A 23,525-nucleotide genomic window follows, 5' to 3' on the forward strand; every position below is an offset into this window, starting at 1 on the left:
AAGATGGGGCTGATATTTTGATTAAAATTTGCTAGGTGAATTGATAAATAAAAATCTAGGATAAACTCAGGAAAAATTTATATTAATTTTTATTATCAAAATCAACTATCGTTTGATACTATATGCCCGTTGGTGTTCAAGATGATGCAAGTATTGCATTGATATGTCGCCGCACAAGATATTTTTGTTGATCTGCGGAGAACTGCTCAGGACAAATGACAACACCAGTGCCAATGCCATCCACTAGGGCGATAAGTGCATTGGCTTCGAGGGTTAAATCAAGATCGGCTCGAATCAGCAAGGCTTTTTGTAAGTCAGCTAACTCTTGACAAATAATCTGCCGTAAAAAGTCATAGCGTTTTCGGTGCTCCTGAACAAGGCGATCGCGCCCGATAGAATAGCCCAAAAATGCCACCCAAACCTTCCAATCAGCTTTTTCAATGTCCTCCAGAGGTAGAGCCACAAAAATCATCTGTGCTAGTCTGTCAATTCCTTGTTGTCCCTCGGCACAGGTTTTCATGTCCTCTAGGACGTTTTCAAACACCTGTTCCAGGGCAAATAAGGTGAGTTCTTCTTTATCTCGAAAGTAATGGGTAACAACCCCAGTCGAAGAGCCAAGTTCTTGCGCGATCGCCCGCATACTGGCACGATCCAATCCTTCACGGACAATCACCCGCCATGCCGCTTTCGTGACTTCAATACGGCGATCGTCATAACTCATAGCTTTCCTCGATTTACAGCAACATGAAACAAGTATCTTGACATCTTATCACAACAGTTGTTATGTTTGAATGCAACATAACAACTGTTGTAATATTTCCTTCAAAGGCTAACCTGTTTTACACACACACGGAGTTTGCGATGATTCGACCGACCATGCCCGATGACACAACCGCGCTGATTGCCTTAGCCGATGCAACCGGACTGTTCCAACCGAATCAACTTGAGGAACTTGGCGAAATGCTGTCCGATTACTTCGGTGGTATCAACGACAGCCATTCTCTACGAGACGGCAAAGCCGAACGCTTTTGGATTACCGACGACGACAACGGGGTGGTGGGGGTCGCTTACTGTGAGATGGAACGGATGACTGATGAGACGTGGAATCTACAGTTGATTGCTATCCGACCCGACCGCCAAGGACAAGGACGTGGTGCAACCCTGCTACGCTACATTGAGCAAACATTGATGGCACGCGGCGGGCGTGTGCTGCTGGTGGAAACTTCGGGTACGCCGGACTTCGAGCGCACACGAGCTTTCTACCGCAAGTGCGGTTATGAAGAGGAAGCACGGATACGCGACTTCTATCAAGCGGGCGCTGACAAAATCGTTTACCGTAAGGCGCTGTCTGCTCAGGAGCAGTAAGCGCCCGCTTGATGCGATCGCTGTGACAGATTAATCTCCTACATAACTCTTGAAAAATAAAATAATTTATACAGAGAATGGGTTACAGCTTTATTTTCTAACATTAATGAAATTCATCTTTTAAACTTTTCAATTTGCTGCTGAAAGTAATCTTGCCAACCTGTAGGTAAAGCCTCAATTTGTACGGCGCGGTGTAACAGTTCCAAGTCGTGTGTTTCCCGTGCATAAAGTCGGGTGATGTCAGCAACAGTGACATTATTTGAGTCTCGACTGATTAACGACAAAGTATCACCATTTCCGACTTGACCCTCTTGCAGCACCGAAAAGTAGAACCCCGTTAGGCGGCTATCTAAAAACTGTTTAACTATATCAGGCCGTCCAAACTTGACTCCCAGTTTATAACAAGGCATTCGAGGTTGAGTCACCATTACCTCTGCGCTACCGATTCGGAAGCGATCGCCAATATTAACCTCATCCTCTAACAGCCCAACCGTAGTAAGGTTTTCACCAAACATTCCCCAGGGTAAATCCATATCAGGTAACTTGCGCCGCCAATAGTCGTAATGCTCGAATGGATAAGCATAAACTGCTTTGTCTTTACCTCCGTGGACACTCAAATCAGCTTGTCTATCCCCGTCTAAATTGTGCGTCTTGTCTTACTAACTCTTGAATCAGAGCAGCATCAACATAACCAACACTGTGGTATTTACCTCTATCTTCAGATGTAGGACGACTATAGCGAAAATGCACATTCAGATTATGATTTTGTCGAGAAATTTCCCTCACTTCATCCCGAAAAGCATGAAAATTTCCGTCTCTAGCACCATGTACAAACCAAATAGGACGAGTAGGATTAAGAAGAGTACAAGCTTTCGCCATACTAATCATCGGCGTAATTCCCACCCCATTGCTAATCAACACTGCGGGGATAGATTTCTGCACATCTAAAACAGCCGATTTAGCTTTGGCATTAGTTACTCCAATTACAACAGCAGCAGATAAGGTAATTACCGAACCAACTGTAGCTGCTGCGGCTATACTTCTGACTAATGGATTCTTAATTCTTCCCAGACTTTCTAGCATCGTTGTCTCCTATCTAAACTGATGTTTGTAAACCTGTGAAGTTGACCTTTAGGAGAATGAAGAAAGGTTCCAGGAGTTGACTTGCCTAACGGTTTCGCCTGAGTTGAAGACACGGGAACAGAGGCATTCACAGCTATAGGACTTTCATTAGCCTGGTTCTTTGAGACTTCGCGGACGCAGCCAACCATGACAAGAGAAGACAAGCCCAGTATTAATAAATGTCTTAATTTCATGATTTCAATTCCTCAATGTCTCAATCAGCAATATAGCTCTTGGCTTGAACTTTAAACTGATTATTGCTTAAATAATTTATCTAAGAATTATGAATAGATAAGGATTGATATCTAAAAAACTGATATTTCCCTTAGAAACTTCTTACAGATTTCTCAGCCAAATTTAAATTTTTATCTTATAAGTGATTAAATGTAAAAAAATATACGCCAGTTTGTCAGATATGCTTTTTCAAATCTATAGCCAGCCAGATATAGAGCAAAACTTCTGTATGGGCACAAGACCTTGTGTCGCTTCTGACTTCTACTATAACTATGTCATTGTGAATAAAGCAGACTAAAGTCAAGTTATCATAAGGCTATAGGATTGTTTCGCTTCACTGACCATAACCAACCTGATTTTCGCTTGCTATTTGTTGTATAAATTTACATTTATTTAAGTAAAAATTCATACTTTTTCTGCATAAATAGCACATTTATCTAGTAAAATTTCCCCATCAAAATTATTAGGATATCCAGAGTTAATACCTGGAAAATCCAATATTTGATTTTTTAACTTATTTTGCTAAACCATGCAACAAGCATCCATGAGCAAAGCCAATGATGAAGAAATGTTGTTGCAACAGCCTTGGCAGCGCGAGCGGCAGATAATAGCACGTTTGTCCTCTTTGAACTATCGCACTGGTGAGATAGGTAGCTATTTACACAATATTGCCTGTGGAGTCAGCGAACTGATTGCAGTTGATTGGACGGTTGTTACCTTTTGCCAAGAAGGGTTTGAAACTGTTCTAGCTAGTAGTCTGGAAATGTCCGAAGATACACCTCGCGTTTATGCACTGCATGGTAGATTGATTGCTACAGTTTTGCAAATTGGGCGCACATTAGCTGTTGAGGATGCTGTGGCTAATCCAGAATATGGTAAACCTGCGCCAGGTTATCGAGCATATTAATGTCTGCAATGGTGGTGAGCCAATTCCTTCAGAGGTTTTGTCAAAGCTAATGCAGCCGTTCTTTTCTACAAAACCAAGCGGTACTGGGTTGGGGCTTGCCATTAGTAAACGTATCGTCAATGCTCATGGTGGAGAATTATCTATTGAGTCTGACACTGTGATAGGTACTAAAGTGAGTGTTCAATTACCTCTGGTTGTTCTTGGGAGCCTGTAAATGGATGGTATTTTTGACGGCTGGAGGAATGAAGACAGAACTGAAAGAGTTTACAATCTTGTTAAGTTGCGATCGCTTACAGAGGTTCTCACTTCAATGAGGTACAAGAAGAAGTAATTAACCACAGATGAACATGAATCAACACAGATAAATTCGTACCTCAGCAGATTAGGAAACGCTATATACCATTTCACGAAATTATTGATACAAATCACTATTCTTGCTCCCCCTGCCTCCCCTGCTCCCCCTGCAAGAATCTGTATCAATCTTAAAGTGAAACTGTATTACTATGCAGTATAGACGACTTATTCCTTCCCATCTGCTCTGTCATGGGTTGGTTGTAAAAAAGGTGACAGTTCTTTATTTAACTTACCTGCGCGGACAAACTCAGCATAGGTATCAGCTTCAATTGCCAGCAGTTCCCCTCGCAGTTCTTCGGTTGTAAATTCTTGCAAATTCGGGTACTCATCAAGTAACTTGTCAATTTCTTCTTGCAAACAGGTAATTTCACTTGAAAGTAGCGTCTTCTGGTAGTCATAAAACTCTGGCTGAATGCCGGGACGCTTTTGTGCTGTTTCTAAATATTCCAGCACCCTTTGGAGAGCAACTTGACGGGCAATTGCTTCGGTGTATTTTTGACGTAGCGGTTGCGAACCTAAAAGTTGGAGTTTCTCTAACAATGGTTGGATGGTTAAGCCTTGTACTAACAGGGTAAATAAAACTACTCCAAATACAGTGGCAATAATTTCTTCCCTTTGGGGGAGTATGGCTGGTACACTCAAGGCCAGGGCGATGGAGACAGAGCCGCGTAGCCCACCCCACGTCAATACAGTTTGTTCAGATAAAGGAATTTGGGATTTAGCTAACCAGTTGCTGAGACTACTTAAAGCATAAATAGATACTGCCCGTCCCACAATCATAGCTGCGATCGTCACTGCAATAGTTTTCAGATTATCTCCTAAGACAGCAAAGCGAATTTGATCGCCAATTAAGAGAAAAACAATCGAATTCACAAAAAAAGCTAAAAATTCCCAAAATTCAGTAACAATGATCCGTGTGCGCGGGTTCATGCCAATGCGTGAGCCAAAGTTGCCTAAAATTAAAGCTGTTGTGACAACTCCAATCACTCCAGAACCACCCAAATATTCTGTAATTAGGTAAGTGCTGTAGGCAGAAACCAGGGTAAGAGATTGTTCTACTAATGGTAAGTCGAAACGTTGTGTTAGATAGGAAATACCAAACCCAATTAATCCTCCAACGCTGATACCAATGCCTACTACCTGAACAAATTCTAATAAAGCAGACTGTAAATCAAGTTTGGCAGTACCTAACGGCAGAGCAACTAATAAGCCAAAAGCCACAACGGCCATACCATCATTAAATAAACTTTCTCCTTCCATCAGCGTTGTTAGACGTTTGCTTGCTCCTAGTTCCCGAAATAGAGCCGTTACCGAAACCGGATCGGTTGCTGATAGACTAGCTCCAACTAATAGAGCAATGCTAAGTTCAAGTCCAGCGAATTGATGAAGACCAATTGCTACTCCAGCAATAGAAATTATTACCCCTACTACTGCATACAGACAAATAGGGAACAAATCCCGCTTTAAGTCTGACCATTTCAAATTCCAAGCAGCTTCAAACAGCAGTGGCGGTAAGAAAATCATCAGAATCAATTCAGGAGAGAGATTAATCAATCGTACATTGACGAATGCTAACCCTAATCCCACTATGACGAGTAAGAGTGTATAAGGAATGCGGCGCAACCAACTAAAAATTTGTGGTAGTGTAGCAACACCCAATGAGACAGATAGTACTAGTAAAAATTGCTTGAGTTGTTCTGCAATTACGACTTCACCCGTGGTAGAATCTAATGCTATAAGGGGATTGCAGTTAAATAGAATATTTAGCATCAAGTAAATATAGAGAGATTATCAAACTCCCAACATTTTACCCCGATGGATGCTGTACTTATAGCAATCTTATCTTGCACCGTAATATACTTCTTTGGTCTGAGAATCTAGAGACTGTCACCTTTTCTTTTTTTTCAGCAAGCCCTAATTATTCCCATTCCAGGCGATCGCTCGACAGACACGACCAACAGCGATCGCCTCTCACCACATTTAACTGAATATTTCAGGCAGGAAAACATTTACCAAATGCCTGAAGTAGCTTAAGAGAACCACTAACCCGAATTTTACACCGCAGCAATGCCCAAATTAGGTTTTGTTCCTTGCCAAGAAAACCCAGCCAAGTTTTGCTATCTGCCGTGACAGAAATATCTGCTTTCCCAAGATGTCCTTCTTGAACTCGTACCATTTTATTTTGAATCGTCACTGTTGCACGACGAGACTCAGAACCAGTGAATGTGAAATGGTAAATTGCACTCAATCCCTCCGACCGATTGCGTTGAAATAACAATGGTAATCCAAAGAGAAATCCTTGAATCGATTGAGGACGAATGCCACTGCTCACAAGCTTCACCGTTTTATTGGGAAAATGTTTGGCAACATAGTTTTCGGCATCCGATCCCGGCACCACATAGATGGTTTCGGTTTTGTCCTGCAATGGCTTGACCACATCTTTAATAAATGCTTTGCGATTGCTCAAGAATGGAGCAATTACATCTTCTCCCGCCGGACATGCCGCAATACAGTAGGCTGCTTTGTAGTTAGGCTTGAAAGACAAGCTTTGCCACATTGAGGCTGATTCAGAAGCACTGACTTTTTTTCGATAATCACTAGCACTTTTGCTGTCAGCGATCGTCTCTGTCCAATCTGTGAATCCGCCCATGAACTCGCGGTAATTATGAGTGTAACAAGCTGAAAAGCTAAAACTACCGTCAGCCCCGATCGCGCCTACAGGACAAGCCGCAACACACAATTTACACTCAATGCAGGGATTGTAATCGATCGGGTGGGCGTACTCCGTTACTTCTGTATCGATTAAAACTGTACCGAGGGCAATGAAATTACCAAACTTGGGATGAATCACATTTCGATGAATTCCTATGTGTCCTAATCCTGCTTCAACAGCCACAGGTTTATGAGATATAACCCAGGCTTTTTTGTCTGGATAACGATCCATTTCCATTGGGAATGCCACTGACGGATTCAAGGCTCGGACACCAATCTGCGCGAATGCTTTGACGAGGTTTCGAGCTACTTCATCGGCATGGTCGTAATTGGCATGAAATTCCAGATTAGCGATTGATCGCGCTGGAGTGCGAACGTTTTCCCGATTCATGCAGGAGACAAAGCTAATCAATGTTTTCGTGGGTGGAAATACTGCCAGAATTTCGGCATGTTGGTCGGCGATCGCGGGTCGATAAATTTCCACAAATCCTACATCATCAGCACCCGCATCTAAACAAAGTGTTCGGAGTGAATCAGAATTCAAAGCGACTGTGCTTGTTTTTGGGTTGTTTGTAGACTGCTCACGCCACCATCTCACGGTAGGATGGTTATCAAATTTAGCCATAGAAGCCTCTAGCGTTGATAATTATAAATCTGTATAGATTTTGGATTTGGCTAACTCATAGTTTTTATATCAAGCAGTAGCAATTGCAGTGTTTGACATTTTTGTTGTCCAAAAAGCGCGACAGCTTACTACAGTTCAAGATTGAAGTTGCTGCATCAGACCTGCCGCGTCGGAAATTGATGTCGCTCATCAGCTTTTCTCCATAGAGTAATTTTCAATTGGTTTTAATGGGTAATTTATACCCAGCGACGCACTCGTGCCTTGTAGCGTAAGTATTCATCGCCAAATTTACGCTCCAAGTAACTCTCTTCGCGCTGAACAACCCCGATTTGCACAATAACTAAAAGGGGCAATAATAGTAGCAATGCCCAGAGCGCACTAAATAGCAACGCGATGCCGATGTAAAGCAGAGTCAGAGACAAATAAATTGGGTTGCGGCTTAACCTAAAAACCCCGTCCGAAACGATCGCTGTTGTCGGACGTGAAGGGTTAACCTCTGTCTGGGCGCGATTCATCGTCCGAAAAGCTGAAGTTACTATCAAACCCGCGCAAATAATCGCTAATACTCCCAAAACTAGTGCTACCGATCGCGATAAAAAGTCGATTGGAAACACGAAACTAAGTACTAATCCGATTAATAATGTTCCAGCATAGAGTGCTGGCGGAAAAGCAATTACTCCAGGATTATCCGACATGCCCTCTTCCATGATGACCTACCTTTTTGTAATGATTTTGCTAATAATGCTGTGAAATCCTGATGATGAATTTGTCCAGGATCTTTGTTTCATCTGGCTTCTGCACCCAGACTCCTAAGCTTTTGGGATGGCGGTCAGTTGTTCGACAATCACTTTGGCGTTAATTTCATCGGTCTTTGCTGCCTGCCAATAGGCACTAAGCTTTTGATACTTGCTGATAAGATCCGAGGTTTTCATGTTGCTGACTCCTTGACACGAGGTGCCGATGATTTCTTTGAATGCATATCATCAACTGCCAATATAGAGAAGTTAAGTGCATATACACTTTTTGGAGAAAAATTTTAGACTTAACGCAAGAGTGCTGTTGCTTCCACTAAATGTGCCAGCAAAGTGTTCCATCGTTGCTGTCCAAGCACTTCCTCAACCATGCTTTGAGCCTGTTTCCACAATGGTAAAGCTTTCGCTAAGACAGCTTCTCCGGCTTCGGTCAAGGCAATGATACGAGTTCGCTGGTCTTGTCCAGGTTTGGATTTTAACCATCCTTCGCGTTCAAGGGGCTTGAGATTCCTGGTTAAGGTCGTGCGATCCATCACTAGCATCTTTGCTAACTCGTTGACCGTGGCTGATTTTGCGATCGCTACAGCAGCCAGAATGGTGAACTGAGTCACTAGCAATCCGCTCGGCTTGAGTACTTCATCAAAGTGTTGTGTCATAACACGAGAAGCCTTTCGGATATTGAAACAGGCGCACGCTGAACCCACTTGATCTAGAAGATCGGTATTGATTGGGTTAGTGTGTTTATCCATAAATTAAGTGTATGTGCACTTAATTTTGATGTCAAGTGGCTGCATGAAATTTTCTGCTCACTCTCAGGCTAAAAACATCCCTGTTGGAACTCTGGTAAGGCAATACTACCTATGTCATTAATTTTCTCTTAGTCCGCACAGGCGGACGAGAGTTTGTGTAGCCACTGTTAGAAACGACGACGGCGCACGGGTGCTATATTACTGCTGTAAAGCTTGCCACGTCAGCGCTCCTACTCTACCATCACCAACTATTCTGTGCGATCGCTGGTTGCAGGGTGAGTACTCAAAAATGTTGGCACTGAAGGCTGGTTGAGTAACTTTTGCATAAAAGCAATCATGGCAGATTGAGCATAACCAGCACATCCTAAAGTCTTCAGTCCTCTTCGATCGGCTTCAAATTTATCTTGGCGACTGTGGGGACGACGTAATACCAAATTCACCCCAATCTGGACTGCTGTGCTGCGTTCTAATCCGGCTGCTGTGGCAAAACCACGAGCGATCGCTGAGATAGATTAGTAATTCTATAGCCATAAGTTAGGAAAATCAAATCAATGCTGCACCTATTACTCTTCTAGCCAATACAGTAGACCAAGAGAGGTAACTCCACCAAAAAAGTGAGCCTTCTCCAGGAAAAACTATAACTAAATCACTACCTTTGACTATAAATTTTCCCGGTCGAGTCTGAAGCCGTATTAGTAGATTGTATTTACAAGCAATATTTATGAGTTCTTGATCATCAATTGCTTGCAAATAAATAACCTGTGGCGATCGCTCGAATGGGACAAGCTTCTTCTTCAAAGTTAACTGGGATGGACGGTGTTACTTGTTTCTGTAGTTTACTATATCCAATTTTTTCGGGAAACAGGCGATCGATAGTTTTGTGTAAATCACTACTAACATTTCCAATTACGTGCGATGCCTGAATGATGGTTGAAGCATGATGAATAATTAATTTCCACCTTGCCTGTGTGGTCAAGAGTAAGCATTGTGAAAGCTAAAGCAGTAGCTAGCACTGCCATAACTGCTGGGATGAACCAGTAACTTGAGTGCAACTGATCCCAAAGTTTGCTTAATTTAACGTTTCTCATTGTTCGTTGATTTGAGCATCTACCTTACCGTTGTCATCTCGTGAGGAGCGCTCTTGAGCAAGTAACCTGAGTGAATCACCAATGTTGCGGGGTTTTGGTACTTTGCCTTTACCAGATGGCCAACCTTCACGCTGACGGGAGCGATCGCCATCTATCTCTTCTGTCTGGTCATGGAATAAAATTTGCTGTGTGGGAAAGGGTAAATCGATGCCGTTTTCAACTAACGTTTTCTTAATTGTAGAAAGCACCTTGTCCCGTGAGGCGAGGTCATCTGCACGTCCTGGCGGGTTAATCCACCAACGAACGCGGATATTAACGGTACTTTCGGCAAGTTCCATGAGCAGCACATCAGGAGCAGGATCTTTCAGTATTTCCGGCACACTATGCAATGCTTCAAGCATTAACTTCTTGGCTCGGTCTATATCATCGCCGTAACCAATACCGACATCATACTGTAGTCGGCGACTTTCAAAGGCAGTGTTTACAGTTACCGAATTAGTGAACAATTCTGAGTTAGGAATCACAATGCGACGACCATCGTAAGTTCTAATTGTTGTCGCTCGTGTCTCAATATTTTCTACAGTTCCCTCAAAGCCTTTAAAAACTATTTGGTCATTGATTTGGAACGGCTCTGTTAAGAGGATCAGAATCCCAGCCAAGAAGTTTTGCAGAATGTCACGAAAGGCAAAGCCGATCGCTACACCACTAATCCCCAGTAGTTGTATCAAATCTCCGGCTCGGAATGTCGGTATTACAATCGACAAAGCCACAAATAGCCCGATTAACAGTATTGTACCTTGCGCCAAGCGTCCCAGTACTAGTCCTAGATTCCGGGCTTGGTGGCGATCGCGAGTCAATCGTTTAACTACTCTCTTAATCGCTCTAGCCACCGCGAAGAAGATTGCAAAGACAATCAATGCCAGCACGATATTCGGCAGTAGGACAATGAATCCGTTAATCATTCCCTGGATTCTGTCCCAGAGTGCGGATATATCTGCATTCATGATCTTACTTGCTTAATTAGTCAACCTTAATAAGGATATAAAAATATCCTGATATCTAACTCCACCTTTAGTTAGTTTTTCCTATCTATAAATAGGATGAAAAATTTATTTGACATATTATGCTAAATCTCCTTCGTAATAAACATGAAACCCTTGCTACACCAAAAAATAAGAATTATTTAATAACATTTTAGGCAGTTGGTTGGGTTTTGGGTTTTTTACCTATACTTTCAAGCAAGTTTTGATGTTTAACTAATAATTTGGCATAACAGGTACGGAAGAACCGTTTATTTGTGAGGAGAATCTGATTTTTCTCCTCTGACTTCTTTCACTTGACTAACTTCAAAAATCAGGGAAAAACGTTGCCTAGTTTCTTTTTCAAGAAACGCTTCTAAAAGGCTTACTTGCTTTGATGTTACAGGTTCTTGTGCGCTAACACTCAAGCGAACTTGAGGCGGATTACTCAGCCAATTAGTATCAGTTTTCAGTAGTTCCAAACGTTGAAAAGTTACAGTTCGGTTCAGCAGTGCCTTTCTCAAATGGGTTTCGAGTTCTGCTTGTCTAACTAATCGGGTAAAGCTCACAGTTAAAGGTATTAATAAAGCACCTGTTAACGCCAATGCCCATAGCAGCGCTTTTTGGGCGCGATCAACAGGAGAATAGCCGGTGAATAAAAATGTCAGCATACAAGCAAGGCTAATACCCAAAAGGTTCGTTAGGTAGAGCAAAGTCGCTCCTAAGCTGAGTGATAAGTTAAATTTTGCTAGACCTAAACCGATGACGCAAATTGGGGGCATGAGGGCAACAGCTATTGCCGTCCCTGCCACACTAGCAGAGATTTTTGAATTTACTTTAGCGTAGCCACTGATACAACCTGCTGCGACTGCAATACCCAAATCAAGCAGGTTAGGTTTGGAGCGAGATAGCACTTCACTGCCGAAACTAGGTAGATTAACGATCCAACCTATACTGCAAGAAATTAAAAGTGCTAGTAATGTGCCTAAGAATACTGCTATTACGCCTTTACGAAATAGGTTAATATTTCCAATTAATGCACCAAAGGCTAAACCTCGAATTGGCAACATCAGAGGTGCGATAATCATTGCGCCGATAATTACAGCAGTGCTATTGGCAAGTAGGCCAAATGTAGCGATCGCACATGAGCCAATAATCAAAACCAAATATGTTGCGTCGAGACTAGACTCTTCCAATAATTCATGTACCAACTGTTTTAGTTGTGATGGTTCAACCCTTTTGCGCTTAAAACCCCTGAAGCGATTGCGAATATTATTTATCAAAACTCCTCCAAATCAAATGATTTTAGATTCTGGATTTTAAACCTGACTTTTCACGGTATCTGGAAAACCTCTCTCTAAATCTGTCTCCTAAAAGGAGAGAGACTTTGAATTTTCCCCCAACCCTGGTAGGGAAGGGGGTTAGGTTTTTCATGGCTTTTCCACATAACGTGAAAAGTCAGATTTTAAACAAAAGCTTTAGCATAGAATATCGTTATCAAGATAAATAATGCACTAGATAGCAACATTTATTTCCAGAAATCACGATGAAAGAGGAAGTCGAACTGTAAATGTACTACCTAGCCCAGGTTGACTTTGAACGTGAATATTGCCTTTATGCGCTCTGGCGATCGCGATGGCGATCGCTAATCCCAAACCCGAACCGCCAGAGGTACGAGAGCGGTCGCGATCTACTCGGTAGAAGCGATCAAAAATTCGCTGTTGATGTTCAACAGCAATACCAATTCCTGTATCTTGAATTTTAATCATGGCGTAAAGCTCACTTTTTTCCAAAAAAACCGTAACTTTTCCACCGCTAAATGTAGCTTGAATTGCATTAGCAATTAAGTTGGAAATTAAGCGATAAAGCTGTTCTTCATTTCCCATCACATACAGTTTTTCTAGGATTTGTACCTGTTTAGAGAGATTGACTTTAGTTTCTACTGCCAAAAATGCTAATTCCTCAATTAAGTCGCTAATTAAATCATTCAAACAGCAAGACTGATATTCTCCTGTTAGTTCTTTTTGGTCTATCCTCGTTAATAACAGCAAATCTCCTACTAATTGTGATAGTCGCCGATTTTGGCGTTTGAGTACATCTAAAATTCCACCATTGGATTTTGGTTCTTGCTGTAACTTGATAGCAGCTTCAATAGTAGAGTACATTGCTGCTAAAGGTGTGCGAAACTCATGGGCAGCATCAGCAGTAAATTGTTGCATTTGTTGGTAGGAAAGATATACAGGTTGCATTGCCCTTCCTGCCAACCACCAACTAGACAACCCAACGAAAATCATGGAAATTGGTAATCCCAACACCAAAGCTAATCTTAAATAAGCCAGATGTTGGTCTAAATCAGTGATACTACGCGCCACTTGTAGATAACCCGAAACCTGTTTTTGAGTATACAAAGGTAAAGTGATTTCGCGGTATCGAGCGCCAGAAGAATCTGTTAGTATTTGCCAATGCTGTAATTCTGAGGTAATCGGTAACTTGTCAAATTCCATACCTCCACTAGCAAAAAGTTTTCCTGAGCGATTCAATAAGCGTATATAGTAATTAACTGGATTCGCCGCCTCTGTGATTGATTTTTTAATAGATGTTATTTTAGGCAAACAATTTGTCTGAGCCACACATAATTCTAAAGAAAATTCTTTATTCAGGCGTTGTAATTGTCCGGGTTGTTGCCAAGCCGGTTCAATACTTTTATGGAGTGCCTTTGCGACTGATTGCAATCCCTGGTCTATGGTTTCATAGTAGGCATGGGCAACCACACTATAAACCCCCAAACTAGATAGCCCTAAAATACCGCCCATGACGAGGGTATACCAAGCTGCCAGCCGCAACCGAGTCTGGTGGAAAATGGGGTTGCGTTCCATATTTCTATAACCTTGGTGAAAGTGTCGCTGTCTTAGCAGAAATCATCTGCCTATTTCCGCGGCCGGAATATTGAGACGATAGCCCATACCATAAACAGTTTCAATCAAAGATTCGTTCTCTTCTTCTCCTAATTTGCGTCTCAATAAGCGAATTTGTGCTGCTACGACATTGCTAACTGGTTCTGCACCAATTTCCCAAAGCTGATTAATAATTTGGTCGCGGCTGACAATTTGGTTAGGATGTCTCATGAAATATTCCAACAATTGAAATTCCTTGACAGTTAAAGATAATACTTGATTTTCTCCGTGACCATACTGACGAGTAAGTTGATGAGTGCTGTAATTGAGCGTCAGGCAACCTACTTGTAAGCGTCGGGGTTGGACTTGAGGTGTCAGCGTTACTCCTACGTAAGAGGATCGCCGTTGTAATGCTCGCAATCTTGCCAGCAGTTCTGCCATATCAAAGGGTTTAACCAAATAATCATCTGCACCGCTATCTAGACCAATAATCTTTTCCTCCATTCGGTCTTTAGCCGTTAGCATTAATACAGGTAGAGTTAATTGGCGCGATCGCAACCATTTACACAACTCTATCCCCGATACTCCAGGCAGCATCCAATCAAAAATCGCAAGTGTGTACTCAGTCCACCCAGTTTCTAAATATTGCCATGCCTGAGTACCATCTAGAAACCAGTCAACTATATACGCCTCATGGCTCAGGACTTGTTTGATTGCTGCACCTAAATCTGCTTCATCCTCAACTAATATCAGCCGCATAGTCAACCCAATGCTAAAAGCCTTCTTTAATTACGCTTTCACGAAAAAGTGAAATAATTATGAAATCCTTATTCTACTAAAGAAATAAATATGGATCTTCAGTACTTGTTATGCTAAATTCCTTTGATAAAATCCTGAAACCCTTAATTATCAACAGAATTAACATTATTTACTAACATTTTATGGTTTTAGTAATGATTTTGGCTTTTAACCTTATTTTTAAGCCAAATTTTGATGTTTAACTAATAATTTGGCATAACAGGTACTGAAGAACCAAATAAATTATGATTTCCTGTTAGCTAAATTCCTCCAATTTTCAATTTTAATAAATTTATTTATGGGGTTTTCCCCTGCTCCCTGCCCTTTTTCTCTTCATTTACTTCATCCTTTAAAGATTTCATCCAATAATGAAATCGTGATGAAATTTTTATAGTTCTTTCGGTAGAGATATTTATTATTCCAATGGCTAGAAGCGTTCATTCTTGCAAACCTCTAAAGTAATGCCAGAATCACCAAAATAGCTGTCAAAAATTAAACACATAAGCAAAATATGTAATTGGTATAAAAAGTTCAACGTAGGACAGCTTGCTTCAATTTGGATTCAATCATAAGTTTTCAATATCGGCTATCCTCAAACTTTGCAAATGAAAATACATAGCAAAAATTCTGAAAAAGTATTATGAGTTATTCCCCTTATCTGCTTAAAGGTCAAAAAGCACTTGTGACAGGTGGTAGTTCTGGGATTGGTGAAGCGATCGCTCGCTATTTAGCTTTATCAGGTGCAGTGGTAGCTATCAATTACCATTCTGAAGCTGAGTCAGCCCAAAAAATTGTTGATGATATCAAAGCTGCTAATGGAGAAGCATTCGCTATTCAAGCCGATGTCAGCAAAGAAGACCAAGTAAAGGCAATGTTCAGCCAAACCCTTAAACAATTTGGCACTATTGATATTTTAGTAAGTAATGCGGGCATTCAAAAAGACTCAGCATTGATAGATATGACCCTCGATCAATGGAATGCAGTTATTGGGATAAATCTAACGGGACAATTCTTATGTGCTAGGGAAGCCGCAAAGGAATTCTTGCATCGAGGTGTGAAGCCTGATATTTCATGTGCGGCAGGTAAGATTATTTGCATGAGTTCTGTGCATCAGGTAATTCCTTGGGCTGGTCACGTCAATTATGCTACTAGCAAGGGTGGTATTAATATGATGATGCAAAGTATTGCCCAAGAACTTGCCCCCCACAAAATTCGTGTTAATAGTATTGCTCCTGGTGCAATCAAAACCCCAATTAACAAATCAGCTTGGGATACCCCACAAGCAGAGGCAAATTTACTAAAACTAATTCCAGCAAAACGTGTGGGTGATGTAGAAGATATCGCCAAAGCAGCAGTTTGGTTGGCTTCTGATGACTCTGATTATGTCAACGGTACAACACTGTTTGTAGACGGTGGTATGACATTGTATCCAGGTTTTACAGAGAATGGTTAAGATAATTCATAATTCGTAATTCGTACTTAAGTTTTGTAGCTGGGATTTAAAAAGAGCCACAAAACTTGCTGCTTGTTGGAAGCGGGGAAATTAAAACCACACAATTGGTTAATTGAGAATGCCTACAAAAGTTACTGTCAATTCGGGTTTGATAACCATTAACGATGGTTCCTCTTTTTTAGTAACGGCTAGTGATGGTTCTATCGACGAGAATTTACCTCAAGGTTTTTTTGTTTGGGACACACGGCTGATTTCTTACTACGAAATTTCTCTGAATCGCTATCGCCTTTCGCTGCTAGCCTCTAGCAATATCACCCATCATAATGCACTTTACCAATTCACTAACCCACAACTTCCTATTATCAACGGCTCTTTACCTGCTGGTAGTTTGCTTGTAACTGTTCGGCGCGACATTGTGGAAGGTATGCATGAAGATATTGATATAATTAACTATCACAGTGAAGCTGTTAAGTTTCAATTAATGCTAGCTGTGCGTTCTGATTTTGCGGATATTTTTGAAGTCAAATCACAGCAAATATTGACGCGGGGTGAGACACAAACCAAATGGGAAAATGGTGTACTTACTACTGAATATCGCAATGGCTCTTTCTTGCGAGGTATTGTGATTGAGCCAGTTTGTGGTAATTCTGAGCCACGCTATGCCAATGGTCGTTTAATTTTTGATGTGGTCATTGCTCCTGGGAAAACATGGCACACTTGTGTCAATTTTACAGCCTTAGCTGATGGAAATGTTTTCAAACCTCAAAATACCTGCGCTGTGCCTCACAATACGAAAGCGGGAAAGGTTAGGGATGAATTTCTGACTAATGCAACAAAGTTGCGATCGTCTAATGCTGAAATTGCCGAATATTATCAGCAAGCGATCGCAGATATGGGAGCGTTGCGGATTGAGGTGGATGATAATGGACATCAATTTTGGATGCCTGCTGCTGGTATTCCCTGGTTTGTTGCTGTTTTTGGACGTGACTCAATAATTTCTAGCTTGCAAGCGATCGCAGTTTATCATGAATTTGCCCGTGGCACCTTACTGAAGCTGGCTCAACTCCAGGCAACTGAGTTGGATGATTGGCACGATGCCCAACCGGGCAAAATGCTGCACGAAATGCGGCGCGATGAGTTAACTACACTCAACCTACTTCCATATCATCCCTACTACGGAACAGTAGATACTACCATCCTTTGGATTGTTACTTTATCTGAAGCCTATAACTGGAACGCCGACCTCAGTATGCTTGATGAGTGTCGAGCGCCACTGGAAAAGGCGCTAAATTGGATTGACAAATACGGCGACTTGGACGGGGATGGCTTTGTTGAGTATTTAACTCGTTCGTCAAAAGGATTACGCAATCAAGGTTGGAAAGATTCGGGTGACGCAATAGTTTACCCAAACGGTGAGTTAGTTGAGCCGCCAATCGCTTTATGTGAAGTCCAAGGCTACGTTTATGATGCGTGGCTGAGGGCAGCTTTAATTTATGAAGTCTGGGGCGAAAAAGAACAAGCGAAAAAGCTGCGTCAAAAAGCCGAAGAACTTTATCAAAGATTTAACGATCGCTTTTGGATGGAATCAGTTGGCTTTTACTGTTTAGGATTAGACGATAAAAAGCAGCAAATTCAATCAATTACCTCAAATCCTGGTCATTTGCTCTGGTCTGGTATCGTCCCAGAGGAACGAGCAAAAAAACTTGTTAACCGACTTTTTCAACCAGATATGTGGTGTGGTTGGGGTGTGCGGACTCTTTCATCTCAAAATCAGGCATATAACCCGATTAGTTATCAACGGGGTAGTGTTTGGCCTCATGATAATTCCATAATTGCCGCCGGATTAAAGCGATATGGCTATCACCAAGAAGCTAACCGCATTGCTGAGGGTATCTTTGCTGCTGCTAGTTATTTTCAAGCTGGGCGAATGCCAGAATTGTTTGCGGGAATTGAACGCCAAGATGATAACTTTCCAGTCCCATACCCAGACGCTAATATACCCCAAGCTTGGGCTGCTGGTTCAATTTTCTTACTCATTCGTACCATTTTAGGACTCAAAGCTGATGCCTCAAAACAACAGTTAAAAGTACAGCCGAATCTACCAGATTGCTTACCCGATTTAGAACTCACAAATTTGTCCGTGGGAGACGCTACTGTGGGATTGCGATTTTGGCGTGATGGCGAACAGACTCAATGGGAAGTTACCCATCTCGATGGTGAATTAGAAGTTTCTACTACTTAGGAATTGGGATAAAACTATTCTGATAATTGATAAAAATGAACACTATAAACCCTTTTAGCGACCCCATCAATGGAATTTTCCTAGCACTCAACATGACATTTTCTATGTTGTGGGAAATTCTTTGGGCGCTCATTCTTGGTTTTACACTATCAGGTATTGTTCAAGCGGTAATTTCCAAAGGGGAAATGAGCCGACTACTACCAGATGCGTCACCAAAATCGATCGCAGTAGCCTGTGGTTTAGGTGCAGCTTCATCGTCATGTTCTTATGCTTCTGTCGCCCTTGCCCGTTCCATCTTTCGCAAAGGTGGTAACTTTACAGCAGCGATCGCATTTCAATTTGCCTCAACTAATTTAGTCATTGAACTAGGCATTATCTTGGCAGTATTAATGGGGTGGCAATTTACCCTGGCTGAGTATGTCGGTGGGTTGTTGATGATTGCCATATTAGTGTTTCTATTTAAAGTATTCCTAAAACCCCAGATGGTGAAAGCAGCTAAACAGCAAGCCAACCGGGGACTCTCTGGCAAAATGGAAGGACACGCCAACATGGATATGTCGGTGACAGAAGGTTCCATTTGGCAAAGGATTTTTTCTGATAAAGGGTTTACATCTATTAGCCACTACTTTGTCATGGACTGGGTTTCAGTATGGTTAGATATTGCGCTGGGATTAGTAATTGCAGGGGCTTTGGCTGCTTGGGTATCCAACGACTTTTGGCAAGCATTCTTTCTCACAGATCACCCTATATGGTCGAAATTATGGGGGGCCATTGTCGGGCCAATTGTAGCAATATTTTCCTTTGTTTGTTCTGTGGGGAATGTTCCTCTAGCGGCTGTGCTGTGGAATGGAGGTATTAGCTTTGGAGGTGTAGTTGCATTTATTTTTGCCGACCTGATTATACTACCAATTTTGAATATTTACCGCAAATATTACAGTTTAAAAGTTAGCATATTTCTAGCGATCGCTTTCTACACAGCGATGGTAAGCGCGGCATTAATCATTGAAGTTCTGTTCCAAATTTTGGGATTAATACCACAAGAACACAACGCCAAAGTAGTTGAGGCATCTATCCAATTTAACTACACTACAGTATTGAATATTTTGTTTTTGGCTCTAGCAGCTTTACTAGTTGCGCGGTTCTTCAACACTGGTGGGCCGAATATGCTGCAAATGATGAATAGCGGCAGCGAACAAGAAGATAGCGAACACCATAAACAGTGAAATAATCTCGCAAATCTGGAAGGGAATTTTTAAGGCATAAAATAAAAAAATTAAACTTATCTGGTCATTATAGGCTAAAGTAAATAAAAATAGGCTTGCGATAATCAGGCTCACAGCTACTTTTAAAGAGAAAACTTCTGCGCCATCCCAGGCACTAAATTTGAAAAATTAAAACATAATAAGAAGTGATAGTAATGTCGAATTCCAGAAATACAGACAATGGATGGTCGCAGTTAACTCGTGGTGCGCCATTGGCAGTAATAGTAGCTGCGGCACTCTACATTTTATATCAACTTTTACCAGTATTAGAACTTTTGGTTATTGCAGCATTGATCGCTTTAATTTTGCGAACTCTATTACGATTTTTACAAAAGTTAGTCAAATCACAAGATGTTGCTGTTTTGCTACTGATTGGATTAATCATCGGATTTGTGGTGGTATTAGCTACTGTAGTCCTACCTAATGTGACATTTGAATCTCAAAAATTAATCAAAACATTACCAACTTATCTCAATACGTTGACAGGAGATGTTGAACAACTGCGCCAAAAATTCACTTTTATTCCTGACATTTCGCGAGCACTAATACAATTACGGAATTTGACCGAGCAGTTGCTAAGGGGAGTACCAGTTTTCTTAGGTGAAGCTTTAAGTTTAACCGTTGAGTTGGTAGCGACGTTAATTTTAGCGCTTTACATGGCTTACGATCCTAATTCCTTAGTGAAAGGGATTTTAAGATTAGTACCAAGGCAACATCAACAGAGGTTTAAACGAATCCTTAAGGCTTGTGAAATAAGATTGCGAGGCTGGATTTTTGGTACAGGAATAGCGATGATATTTCTGGGTGCTGGAGTAACGTTTGGACTTTTGATTTTGGGGATTCCGTCAGCCCTAACATTTGGGATTATTACAGGATTATTTGAAATAATTCCTTACTTTGGTTCGATTATTGGTGCTTTTTTACCAGCATTAGTAGCATTGAGTATTTCACCGCTAAAACTAATATTTGTATTAATACTTTTCTTTGTAATGAATCAAATAGATGCCCATATTGTTCAGCCTTTAGTGATGGGTCAGCAAGTTAATATTCATCCAGTAATGGTGATTGTGACATTTTTGGTAATGGGTAAGCTATTTGGATTTATTGGTGTGCTGCTAGCAGTGCCTGCGGCAGCAGTGATAATTACGTTGATTGATGAGTTTATGCCTGAAGAAAAGCTGATAGAGTCGGTAGGAATTGAAGGTAGAATAGATATTGAATCGAACGACTAAATAAGCAACTATCATATTCACTCAGGTGAACACTATTCCTAAGCCTCGTAAATTGGCGAAGGTATTGAATAGCGATCGCCTTTCAACACATTTCTGATAAATAGCAATCCCCAAGCCCAAGCAACTAAAGAATATCTCAGTGGTAAGTTTGGCTAAAATACGATGTACACAATGTTTAGTCTATAAGCATTTGACATAATAATGGTGCAATTTGAAGAGACTCCGACTGTAGAGCAATTCTGTAGATTTAGTAGCCAATACAGTTCAGAATGAGCAACAAAATATTTGTAGAGACGGCGATTTATCGCGTCTCGAAAACCCAAAATTGTTGCCAGTAGCCCTTAACCCAAGCGTATTGAGTTTGTAGCGATCGCTAGCAGTGCGTTAGTATACTCCTTTAGTGAAGTAAACTATGCATAGCCTGTCGCGCCAGTATCAGCCTGTTAAAAAGCTAGTACAGCACAGCGTAAATAGCTATATTTTTTCCTGAAATATAAACCTCATAATTTAGGAAGATTCAGTTATGGGAGGTTGTACAGCACGACTTAATTTTTCTATGGAAGAATCCTTGCCCATTACTATTCTGATCAGTGCAACAGTTGTGGCTGGTATTGCTGCTCAAGTTTTAGCTGGTTATTTTCACATTCCTAGTATCGTCTTGCTACTTCTGTTTGGGATTCTTCTGGGACGAGATGGTTTTGATTTTTTAAATCCATCTTTACTGGGCATTGGTTTAGAAGTTGTAGTTTCCCTATCAGTGGCGCTGATTTTATTCGAGGGTGGTTTAAATCTACAGTTAGGAGAGTTAAAAGAGGTTTCTAGTAGTCTTCGCAATCTTGTCACTTTGGGAGTGCTGATTACCTTAACTGGTGCTGGAATGGCTGCACACTGGCTGAGTGAATTTCCCTGGTCAATTGCTTTTCTTTATGCCTCCTTAGTAGTTGTGACAGGGCCAACAGTAATTAATCCACTCCTCAAACAAATTGGTGTAGAGAAAAAAGTCTCAACACTTTTAGAAGGAGAGGGTGTTTTTATCGATCCAATTGGTGCGATTTTGGCTGTGATTGTGCTTCACTTTGTTTTGAGTGGAGATGTGGAGCCACTAATTTTAATTAAGGGTCTAGTTTTGCGTTTGGGTATAGGCGTAGCTATTGGTATAGCTGGAGGCTGGTTACTATCCCAACTTATCAAACAGGATCAATTCTTATCCCAAGAGTTAAAAAATCTAGTCGTTTTAGCTAGTGTTTGGGGTTTATTTAGTTTGGCACAGGTGTTACGTAGTGAATCTGGTTTGGTGGTTGCTGTAGTTATGGGGATAGTTTTAAGAGCTAGTAACCTACCTTCAGAATCTTTATTGCGTAAGTTTAATGAACAGTTGAGCATTTTAGCTAATTCGGTTTTGTTCATTCTGTTAGCAGCAGACTTATCAATTGCCAGTGTTTTCGCTTTAGGTTGGGGTAGTGTTCTGACAGTTCTAGTGCTGATGCTAATAGTGCGTCCTATTAATATTTTAATATCTACCTGGAATCAAGGTTTTAACTGGCAACAGCAGTTATTTTTATCTTGGGTTGCTCCTCGTGGAATTGTAGCTGCTTCTTTAGCCTCTTTGTTTGCAGTTTCACTGACAAAACAGGGTATCAATGGCGGTGATTCAATTAAAGCCTTAGTATTTTTGACAATAATGATGACAGTTTTTTTCCAAGGATTGACGGCTGGTTGGGTCGCCAGCCTGCTTGATTTACGTTTAGTAGATCAAATAGATCAAGATTGTTTGCAAGCAACTAATGATGATGTCAATAGCCAAAAAGATGTAGATAAAAACAGCTTTACTTCTGAGTTAATTGAGTCGTAGTTAAAAATTTTTTACTAACTTATCGAAATTATCACTCTTGTTCTCGTAAATTAGTTTATTTATGCCATCTAAAATTCGTAGTCATCCTTATTTTTTAACTCCCGAATTATCTAACTCTAATTATCCACTCTTTGTATTTCTACCTGGAATGGATGAGACTGGCAAGGAATTGATGTATATTCAAACAGCAGGGTTAGAAGCAGCTTTTGATGTACGTTGTTTTGTCATTCCCCCTGATGTTCTAACAAGTTGGGATGAAATGGCAGAAAAAGTGGTAGCTTTAACCAAGATAGAACTAGAAAAAGTACCGCGCTCGCACGTTTATCTTTGTGGAGAATCATTCGGTGGTTGCTTGGCACTTAAAGTATTAGAAAAGTTTCCTCAATTATTTACAAAGATTATTTTAATTAATTCTGCTTCTTCATTTCATCGAGTACCTTGGTTAAACTTAGGTTCACTTTTATTTCCTTACACACCTCAACTTTTTTATAAAATATCCTCGTTTTTATCTTTATCTTTTTTAGCTAATTTAAGTCGAATTTCACCTACTGCTAGACAAGCTCTTTCAAAATCGACTAGTTCCGCACCACAAGAAACTGCTAATCAGCGATTATCTCTGATGAGAGAATTTGATGTTGACGAGAATAAATTATCTCAAATTACTCAACCTGTCTTACTAATTGGTAGTAGAAATGACCGACTTTTACCTTCAGAAGCAGAAGCACAATATTTAAGTAATATTTTCCCTAATCATCAGATAATAACTTTACCTCATAGCGGTCATGCTTGCTTAGTTGAAAGGGATGTTAATCTCTATCAACTTTTATTATCCGCTAATTTTACTGTTGCATAGTGTACTATTTTA

At 40.9% G+C, this 23,525-nt stretch carries 22 protein-coding genes and 2 pseudogenes; 9 read left to right on the forward strand and 15 right to left on the reverse strand.

Annotated features, from left to right (window positions below; genetic code table 11):
• Positions 1 to 136: 136 nt before the first annotated feature.
• Complete coding sequence (locus ACYTXL_RS12145) at positions 137 to 721, reverse strand: TetR/AcrR family transcriptional regulator (protein WP_461924961.1); 585 nt, start codon at positions 719 to 721, stop codon at positions 137 to 139.
• Positions 722 to 861: 140 nt separating this feature from the next.
• Here ACYTXL_RS12145 and ACYTXL_RS12150 point away from each other — a divergent pair, with 140 nt between their 5' ends.
• Positions 862 to 1,365: a GNAT family N-acetyltransferase gene (locus ACYTXL_RS12150; protein ID WP_461924962.1), complete on the forward strand. Its 504-nt coding sequence runs from the start codon at positions 862 to 864 to the stop codon at positions 1,363 to 1,365.
• Positions 1,366 to 1,478: 113 nt separating this feature from the next.
• On the opposite strand, the gene ACYTXL_RS12155 is transcribed toward ACYTXL_RS12150, so the two are convergent.
• Genes ACYTXL_RS12155 through ACYTXL_RS12165 form a run of 3 tightly spaced genes read right to left on the reverse strand, consistent with a single transcriptional unit; the run spans position 1,479 to position 2,681 of the window.
• Positions 1,479 to 1,982, reverse strand: coding sequence for an MOSC domain-containing protein (locus ACYTXL_RS12155; RefSeq protein ID WP_461924963.1), 504 nt, complete (start codon positions 1,980 to 1,982; stop codon positions 1,479 to 1,481).
• A gap of 10 nt (positions 1,983 to 1,992) precedes the next feature.
• On the reverse strand, positions 1,993 to 2,448 hold the full coding sequence (locus ACYTXL_RS12160) for a ferredoxin reductase domain-containing protein (protein WP_461924964.1): 456 nt from the start codon (positions 2,446 to 2,448) through the stop codon (positions 1,993 to 1,995).
• On the reverse strand, positions 2,442 to 2,681 hold the full coding sequence (locus ACYTXL_RS12165) for a hypothetical protein (RefSeq protein WP_461924965.1): 240 nt from the start codon (positions 2,679 to 2,681) through the stop codon (positions 2,442 to 2,444). Before ACYTXL_RS12165 ends, ACYTXL_RS12160 begins: the two co-directional genes overlap by 7 nt.
• A gap of 569 nt (positions 2,682 to 3,250) precedes the next feature.
• On the opposite strand from ACYTXL_RS12165, the gene ACYTXL_RS12170 reads away from it, so the two are divergent.
• Both ACYTXL_RS12170 and ACYTXL_RS12175 read left to right on the forward strand, forming a co-directional pair.
• Positions 3,251 to 3,628: a hypothetical protein gene (locus ACYTXL_RS12170; RefSeq protein ID WP_461924966.1), complete on the forward strand. Its 378-nt coding sequence runs from the start codon at positions 3,251 to 3,253 to the stop codon at positions 3,626 to 3,628.
• Positions 3,594 to 3,842: an ATP-binding protein gene (locus ACYTXL_RS12175; protein ID WP_461924967.1), complete on the forward strand. Its 249-nt coding sequence runs from the start codon at positions 3,594 to 3,596 to the stop codon at positions 3,840 to 3,842. Before ACYTXL_RS12170 ends, ACYTXL_RS12175 begins: the two co-directional genes overlap by 35 nt.
• Before the next feature lie 305 nt (positions 3,843 to 4,147).
• Here ACYTXL_RS12175 and ACYTXL_RS12180 read toward each other — a convergent pair whose 3' ends face one another.
• From ACYTXL_RS12180 to rppA, 11 genes and pseudogenes are all read right to left on the reverse strand, one after another.
• A complete protein-coding gene (locus ACYTXL_RS12180) occupies positions 4,148 to 5,719 on the reverse strand; it encodes a Na+/H+ antiporter (RefSeq protein ID WP_461925034.1) in 1,572 nt (523 codons plus the stop codon).
• A gap of 256 nt (positions 5,720 to 5,975) precedes the next feature.
• Positions 5,976 to 7,319, reverse strand: a complete 1,344-nt coding sequence (locus ACYTXL_RS12185; RefSeq protein WP_461924968.1) for an SCP2 sterol-binding domain-containing protein — start codon at positions 7,317 to 7,319, stop codon at positions 5,976 to 5,978.
• 236 nt (positions 7,320 to 7,555) lie between these two features.
• Positions 7,556 to 8,026 (reverse strand): methyltransferase family protein, encoded by a 471-nt coding sequence (locus tag ACYTXL_RS12190; protein ID WP_292793345.1) that lies wholly within the window; start codon positions 8,024 to 8,026, stop codon positions 7,556 to 7,558.
• A gap of 102 nt (positions 8,027 to 8,128) precedes the next feature.
• Positions 8,129 to 8,251 carry a hypothetical protein gene (locus tag ACYTXL_RS12195; RefSeq protein ID WP_461924969.1) on the reverse strand — a complete coding sequence of 41 codons (123 nt, stop codon included), beginning with the start codon at positions 8,249 to 8,251 and terminating at the stop codon, positions 8,129 to 8,131.
• A 110-nt stretch (positions 8,252 to 8,361) separates the two neighbouring features.
• Positions 8,362 to 8,820, reverse strand: coding sequence for a MarR family winged helix-turn-helix transcriptional regulator (locus tag ACYTXL_RS12200; RefSeq protein ID WP_461924970.1), 459 nt, complete (start codon positions 8,818 to 8,820; stop codon positions 8,362 to 8,364).
• Positions 8,821 to 9,068: 248 nt separating this feature from the next.
• Positions 9,069 to 9,323: pseudogene (locus tag ACYTXL_RS12205) on the reverse strand (M48 family metalloprotease); the annotation flags it as partial.
• A gap of 118 nt (positions 9,324 to 9,441) precedes the next feature.
• Positions 9,442 to 9,908: pseudogene (locus ACYTXL_RS12210) on the reverse strand (DUF2254 family protein); the annotation flags it as partial.
• The gene (locus tag ACYTXL_RS12215) at positions 9,905 to 10,912 is read right to left on the reverse strand and encodes a mechanosensitive ion channel family protein (RefSeq protein WP_461924971.1); all 1,008 of its coding nucleotides are present in this window, start codon (positions 10,910 to 10,912) and stop codon (positions 9,905 to 9,907) included. The gene ACYTXL_RS12215 and the pseudogene ACYTXL_RS12210, both read right to left, overlap by 4 nt.
• A gap of 287 nt (positions 10,913 to 11,199) precedes the next feature.
• Positions 11,200 to 12,210 carry a DUF389 domain-containing protein gene (locus ACYTXL_RS12220; protein ID WP_461924972.1) on the reverse strand — a complete coding sequence of 337 codons (1,011 nt, stop codon included), beginning with the start codon at positions 12,208 to 12,210 and terminating at the stop codon, positions 11,200 to 11,202.
• 258 nt (positions 12,211 to 12,468) lie between these two features.
• Positions 12,469 to 13,803 carry a two-component system sensor histidine kinase RppB gene (gene rppB / locus ACYTXL_RS12225; RefSeq protein ID WP_461924973.1) on the reverse strand — a complete coding sequence of 445 codons (1,335 nt, stop codon included), beginning with the start codon at positions 13,801 to 13,803 and terminating at the stop codon, positions 12,469 to 12,471.
• A gap of 42 nt (positions 13,804 to 13,845) precedes the next feature.
• Complete coding sequence (gene rppA, locus ACYTXL_RS12230) at positions 13,846 to 14,580, reverse strand: two-component system response regulator RppA (protein ID WP_461924974.1); 735 nt, start codon at positions 14,578 to 14,580, stop codon at positions 13,846 to 13,848.
• A 679-nt stretch (positions 14,581 to 15,259) separates the two neighbouring features.
• Between rppA and ACYTXL_RS12235 the strand changes: the two genes are divergently transcribed.
• The 6 genes from ACYTXL_RS12235 (at position 15,260) to ACYTXL_RS12260 (ending at position 23,513) form a co-directional block, all read left to right on the forward strand.
• On the forward strand, positions 15,260 to 16,072 hold the full coding sequence (locus ACYTXL_RS12235) for an SDR family oxidoreductase (protein WP_461924975.1): 813 nt from the start codon (positions 15,260 to 15,262) through the stop codon (positions 16,070 to 16,072).
• A 118-nt stretch (positions 16,073 to 16,190) separates the two neighbouring features.
• Positions 16,191 to 18,314 (forward strand): amylo-alpha-1,6-glucosidase, encoded by a 2,124-nt coding sequence (locus ACYTXL_RS12240; RefSeq protein WP_461924976.1) that lies wholly within the window; start codon positions 16,191 to 16,193, stop codon positions 18,312 to 18,314.
• 35 nt (positions 18,315 to 18,349) lie between these two features.
• Complete coding sequence (locus ACYTXL_RS12245; RefSeq protein WP_461924977.1) at positions 18,350 to 19,537, forward strand: permease; 1,188 nt, start codon at positions 18,350 to 18,352, stop codon at positions 19,535 to 19,537.
• A 194-nt stretch (positions 19,538 to 19,731) separates the two neighbouring features.
• The gene (locus ACYTXL_RS12250; protein WP_461924978.1) at positions 19,732 to 20,808 is read left to right on the forward strand and encodes an AI-2E family transporter; all 1,077 of its coding nucleotides are present in this window, start codon (positions 19,732 to 19,734) and stop codon (positions 20,806 to 20,808) included.
• A 523-nt stretch (positions 20,809 to 21,331) separates the two neighbouring features.
• Entirely contained in the window at positions 21,332 to 22,660 is a 1,329-nt protein-coding gene (locus tag ACYTXL_RS12255; RefSeq protein WP_461924979.1) for a cation:proton antiporter, read from the forward strand.
• 61 nt (positions 22,661 to 22,721) lie between these two features.
• Positions 22,722 to 23,513, forward strand: a complete 792-nt coding sequence (locus ACYTXL_RS12260; RefSeq protein ID WP_461924980.1) for an alpha/beta fold hydrolase — start codon at positions 22,722 to 22,724, stop codon at positions 23,511 to 23,513.
• Positions 23,514 to 23,525 lie beyond the last annotated feature (12 nt).

The sequence above is a fragment of the Nostoc sp. genome (assembly GCF_054880495.1).

Bases quoted from the DNA above. Each gene is read 5' to 3' on its own strand.
- ACYTXL_RS12145 (WP_461924961.1), bottom strand. From the start codon at position 721: ATGAGTTATGACGATCGCCGTATTGAAGTCACGAAAGCGGCATGGCGG.
- ACYTXL_RS12150 (WP_461924962.1), top strand. From the start codon at position 862: ATGATTCGACCGACCATGCCCGATGACACAACCGCGCTGATTGCCTTA.
- ACYTXL_RS12160 (WP_461924964.1), bottom strand. From the start codon at position 2,448: ATGCTAGAAAGTCTGGGAAGAATTAAGAATCCATTAGTCAGAAGTATA.
- ACYTXL_RS12165 (WP_461924965.1), bottom strand. From the start codon at position 2,681: ATGAAATTAAGACATTTATTAATACTGGGCTTGTCTTCTCTTGTCATG.
- ACYTXL_RS12170 (WP_461924966.1), top strand. From the start codon at position 3,251: ATGCAACAAGCATCCATGAGCAAAGCCAATGATGAAGAAATGTTGTTG.
- ACYTXL_RS12175 (WP_461924967.1), top strand. From the start codon at position 3,594: ATGGTAAACCTGCGCCAGGTTATCGAGCATATTAATGTCTGCAATGGT.
- ACYTXL_RS12185 (WP_461924968.1), bottom strand. From the start codon at position 7,319: ATGGCTAAATTTGATAACCATCCTACCGTGAGATGGTGGCGTGAGCAG.
- ACYTXL_RS12190 (WP_292793345.1), bottom strand. From the start codon at position 8,026: ATGGAAGAGGGCATGTCGGATAATCCTGGAGTAATTGCTTTTCCGCCA.
- ACYTXL_RS12195 (WP_461924969.1), bottom strand. From the start codon at position 8,251: ATGAAAACCTCGGATCTTATCAGCAAGTATCAAAAGCTTAGTGCCTAT.
- ACYTXL_RS12200 (WP_461924970.1), bottom strand. From the start codon at position 8,820: ATGGATAAACACACTAACCCAATCAATACCGATCTTCTAGATCAAGTG.
- ACYTXL_RS12215 (WP_461924971.1), bottom strand. From the start codon at position 10,912: ATGAATGCAGATATATCCGCACTCTGGGACAGAATCCAGGGAATGATT.
- rppB (WP_461924973.1), bottom strand. From the start codon at position 13,803: ATGGAACGCAACCCCATTTTCCACCAGACTCGGTTGCGGCTGGCAGCT.
- rppA (WP_461924974.1), bottom strand. From the start codon at position 14,580: ATGCGGCTGATATTAGTTGAGGATGAAGCAGATTTAGGTGCAGCAATC.
- ACYTXL_RS12235 (WP_461924975.1), top strand. From the start codon at position 15,260: ATGAGTTATTCCCCTTATCTGCTTAAAGGTCAAAAAGCACTTGTGACA.
- ACYTXL_RS12240 (WP_461924976.1), top strand. From the start codon at position 16,191: ATGCCTACAAAAGTTACTGTCAATTCGGGTTTGATAACCATTAACGAT.
- ACYTXL_RS12245 (WP_461924977.1), top strand. From the start codon at position 18,350: ATGAACACTATAAACCCTTTTAGCGACCCCATCAATGGAATTTTCCTA.
- ACYTXL_RS12250 (WP_461924978.1), top strand. From the start codon at position 19,732: ATGTCGAATTCCAGAAATACAGACAATGGATGGTCGCAGTTAACTCGT.
- ACYTXL_RS12255 (WP_461924979.1), top strand. From the start codon at position 21,332: ATGGGAGGTTGTACAGCACGACTTAATTTTTCTATGGAAGAATCCTTG.
- ACYTXL_RS12260 (WP_461924980.1), top strand. From the start codon at position 22,722: ATGCCATCTAAAATTCGTAGTCATCCTTATTTTTTAACTCCCGAATTA.